The 4,344-nt window shown below is 64.4% G+C and carries 3 protein-coding genes; all 3 read left to right on the top strand.

The features are described 5' to 3' along the window. Positions 1 to 187: 187 nt before the first annotated feature. The gene (locus AC4FAH_RS09280; protein WP_490245938.1) at positions 188 to 2,695 is read left to right on the top strand and encodes a bifunctional diguanylate cyclase/phosphodiesterase; all 2,508 of its coding nucleotides are present in this window, start codon (positions 188 to 190) and stop codon (positions 2,693 to 2,695) included. A 62-nt stretch (positions 2,696 to 2,757) separates the two neighbouring features. After that, positions 2,758 to 3,642 carry a sugar nucleotide-binding protein gene (locus AC4FAH_RS09275; protein ID WP_225347409.1) on the top strand — a complete coding sequence of 295 codons (885 nt, stop codon included), beginning with the start codon at positions 2,758 to 2,760 and terminating at the stop codon, positions 3,640 to 3,642. A 60-nt stretch (positions 3,643 to 3,702) separates the two neighbouring features. Next, on the top strand, positions 3,703 to 4,344 hold a 642-nt coding region (locus AC4FAH_RS09270; RefSeq protein ID WP_490245939.1), incomplete at its 3' end, for a lysophospholipid acyltransferase family protein.

Raw genomic sequence — 4,344 nt, 5'->3', positions numbered from 1 at the left:
AAAAACGCTTCATGGCCGTATTCTCTTGGTATCTCGCCGTTGGACTGCCAGTGTTGTCGGGTGGCAATCCATGGCCTGAGAAGCCTGTCGTGGTACTCCAGAGAGGGTGCTGGCGACATGACGCCGTTGTCGGATTTCCGCCCCTATCTTGCCGACTGTGGCATGCCCCTGATGATTGAGGTTATTCATGCATGGCAGTTATTCCTACCCACTGGTCGCCCTGTCAATCGTAGTCGCCGTGCTGGCTTCACATGCAGCGCTGCAGTTGATTCGTCAGGTCGCGCTGGCCCCTTCGCGCGCCACCAGCCTCGGCTGGCTGGTGGGCGGAGCCGTGGCGATGGGGCTGGGTGTCTGGGCCATGCATTTCATCGGCATGCTGGCGTATGAAAGCCAGGCTTCGGTCACCTATGCGCCCGGCCTGACGGCGTTGTCGGTGCTGATCGCGATGCTGGCCTCGGGGCTGGCGCTCTGGGTGAATACGCTGCCACGCCTGACGCCGATGCTGTTGATGACGAGCGGGACCATCATGGGCGGCGGCATCGCCACGATGCACTACACCGGCATGGCGGCGATGCAGATGCACATGCCATACCGCTATGACCCGCTGCTGTTCGCGGTGTCCATCGTGGTGGCGGTGGTGGCCGCGACGGCGGCCCTGTGGCTGGGAGGCTTCTTCTTGCGCCAGCGCCGCCCCAATCGTATCTATCAGGCCCTGGCGGCCGGTGCGATGGGACTTGCCATCGCCGGCATGCATTACATCGGCATGGCGGCGATGGAGATGATGCCGCTGACCACGCCCATCATCTCTCCTGCCGGGGCGGGCATGAACTCCGGGCAGAATCTGTGGCTGGCCCTGGCCATCGCGATCGCGACCCTGGCCGTGCTGGGGCTGGCACTCCTGGCCATCAGTGCCGAGCAGCGCATGCGTCGTAGTCGCCATTACCGCTCGCGTCTGGATGGCCTGCTGGAGTATCGGACCCGGGAGCTGCGTCATGAGCGCGATCAGGTGGCGGTCATGCTGGATTCCATCGATGAAGGAGTGATCAGCCTTGATCGCGAGGGCCATATCCAGCACATCAATCCCATCGCTGCCGAACTGTGTGGCTGGGACCCGTCGTTGGCCCGCGGTCGTCCCTGGGTGCGCATCTTGCAGCTGCGCCATGAAGGTACGTTGCAGTCGGTTGCCAGCCAGCTGGAAGGGGTCTTGCAGCGTGGCGAAGTGGTGCACATGTCCAGCCAGACGCTGCTGGTGGCACGTGATGGCAGTGAATGTGCCGTGGAGCTCAAGGCCTCGCCCGTGCGGCGTCGCAGTGGGGATGTCGAGGGGGCCGTACTGGTCTTCCGCGACATCAGCTATCGCCAGGCCATGATTCGGCGCCTCAACTTCCAGGCGCATCACGACAGCCTGACCGGCCTGCACAATCGCACCGCCTTCGATGACTCTCTCACCGCGGCGCTGACCGATGGCGGCTTTCACCAGCTGCTGTACCTGGATCTCGACTTCTTCAAGGTGGTCAACGACACCTGCGGTCACGCGGCCGGAGACACCGTATTGCGCGAGCTCTCCGCGCTGATGCGAGCACATGTGCGGGAAACGGATGTACTGGCACGCCTGGGGGGCGATGAATTCGCCGTGCTGCTCTATCGCTGTTCTCGCGAGCAGGCCATCGAGCGTGCCGAAGCGCTGTGCGCGGCCGTCAGTGCCTATCGCTACTACGATGAGGGGCGGCCATTCCAGTTGGGCGTCAGTATCGGGGTCGCGCCGGTCGAAAGTGGTGTCCAGGCCTCCGAGGTCCTGCGTCAGGCGGATGGGGCCTGCTACATGGCCAAGCAGAGCGGGCGCAATCAGGTGCATGCCTACCATGACGGAGATGCGGGATTCGAGCGCGCCCAGCGCGAGGTGCAATGGCTGCCGCTGCTGCACGAGGCGCTGGAGAATGATCGCTTCACGCTGTATATCCAGCCGATCCGCTCGCTGAGTGATGCCACCAGCAAGCCCTACTATGAGGTGCTGCTGCGCTACGTCAACGACTCGGGCGAGCACCTGGCCCCGGCGCACTTCATGGCGACGGCGGAGCGATTCGGCCTGATGCCCGAGATTGATATCTGGGTCGTCACCCAGGCGCTGCAGGTGCTGGAGTCCGATGATGGCCGCATCGAATCGGATGCCGTGCTGGCGATCAACCTCTCCGGCCAGAGCATGGGTGACCTGCGCATGCGCGATCAGCTGGCGGCGCTGGTCACGCAAAGCTCCGTCATGCCCCAGCGGCTGTGCTTCGAGATCACCGAGACGGCGGCCATCAGCAATCTGGCCCAGGCGCGCGAGTTCATCTACAGCATGCGCCGGCTCGGCTGCAGCTTCGCCCTGGACGACTTCGGCAGCGGCATGTCGTCCTTTGCCTACCTCAAGGAGCTGCCGGTCAACCAGCTCAAGATCGACGGCGCCTTCGTGCGCAACCTGACTCGCGATAGCCTCGACGCCGCCATCGTCTCCGCCATCTGTGGCATCTGTGCCCAGATGGGCATCATCACGGTGGCGGAATATGTCGAGCGTCTTGAGCTGATCCCCGCCCTCGAGCTGATCGGAGTCGACTTCGTGCAAGGCTACGGCATCGGTCGCCCTCACCCGATCGGCGCCCCTTTGATCTCCATCACTCCACGCAACAACGGGCCTGCAGCCAGTCTGCAAGGTTGATAGAATGACACCTTTGCATCGTCGCCTCTTGCGGCGATGCGCCTGTTTGCTGGAGCCTGCCTGTGAAACTCTTGCTGCTAGATGCCGGGCATTGTCTTGGCCTGGGTCTGATTCGTGCGGCCGGTACGCGCGCCGATCTTGAGCTCAACGCCGTCGAGTCTGACCGTATTGGTGCCGATGACATCCGCACCAGCCAGGCGGATGTCGTCATCGTGCCGCCGTTCGCACGCCCGGCCGATTCCGCACCTGCCGAGGTGATGGCGCATGCCGAGGCGGTGGAGCAAGTGCTGGCCGCCTGCATCGAGACCGGCACACCGCTGGTGTGGTGCGTGGCAGATCAGATGTTCGAGCAGGGCGGCGAAGGCTTGCTCGACGAGGACGAGGTGCCCTCGCCGATCGATACGGCGCTGCGCCGCGTCATCGCGACCGGTGATCGCATCCGTGCCGAGCTGCCCAATCACCTGATCGTGCGTCTGGGCCCGCTGTTCGGTCCGGAAGGGCGCGATGCCTGGTTGCCGACACTGATCGAGCGTCTGCTGGCAGGGGAAGAGGTGCGTGCCGCCGAGGACGTCATCCTGTGCCCGACCAGTGTCGATGCCGTGGCGATGGCGTTGATCGGCATGCTCCAGCAGCAGCGCTGCGGTGCGGATGCCTGGGGGGCCTACCATCTGGCCGGCACCGAGCCCATCAGCACCTACGCCTTCGTCAGTGTCGTGCGTACCCAGTTGATCACCCGTCTCGAGGGGCTGGGCGAGACGGTGGCCGCAGGCCCGCTCAAGGCGCTGACCCTCAACGCCGGTACGCCGCTGCGGCGTGTGCTCAACTGCCGTCGCGTGCTGGACACCTTCGGTGTGCATCAGAAGCCGTGGCGCCTCGAACTATCCCGCCTGATGGATGACTGGATCGCGCAGCGCGCCTCCGGCTCATCTCGCCCCGATTCGATCTGACCTGTGGAGACTGTGCCTGTGAATGCGCTGCGTAGCGTGCTGTTTTATGTAGGTTATTTCATGGCGTTGCTGCTCAGCGCCGTGGTGCTGGTGCCGCTGGCGGCCTGCCTTCCGCTACAGGCGCGCTACCGTGTCCTGCATAGCTACAACCATATCGTGCTGTGGTGGTTCCGTCTGACCTGCGGCGTGAAGGTGCAGGTGACTGGACGTGACGCCTTGCCTGAGGGGGCCTGCGTGCTGCTGGCCAACCACCAGAGCGAGTGGGAAACCATCTATCTGCAGGTGGCCAAGCGCCCGCTATGCACCGTGCTCAAGCAGGAGCTGCTGAAGATTCCGGTCTTCGGCTGGGGGCTGAAACTGCTGGAACCGATTCCGCTGGATCGCACCCAGCCGGCCAAGGCGCTCAAGCAGGTGCTGTCAGTGGGCACCCAGCGCCTCAAGGACGGTTTTACCGTGCTGATCTTCCCGGAAGGCACGCGCATCGCGCCGGGGACGCGCAAGAAGTTCAACAAGTCCGGCGCCGCGATTGCCTGCCGTGCCGGCGTGCCGGTGGTGCCGGTGGCGCACAATGCCGGTGAGATCTGGCCCAACGACAGCTGGATCAAGCGCCCGGGCACCATCCATGTCGCCTATGGCCCGGCCATCGAGACGGCGGGGCGCAAGCCGGATGCGGTGATCGCCGATGTCGAGGCCTGGGTCGAG

The sequence above is a fragment of the Cobetia sp. genome (genome assembly GCF_983723665.1).
This window is presented reverse-complemented; position numbering and strand designations above follow the sequence as displayed.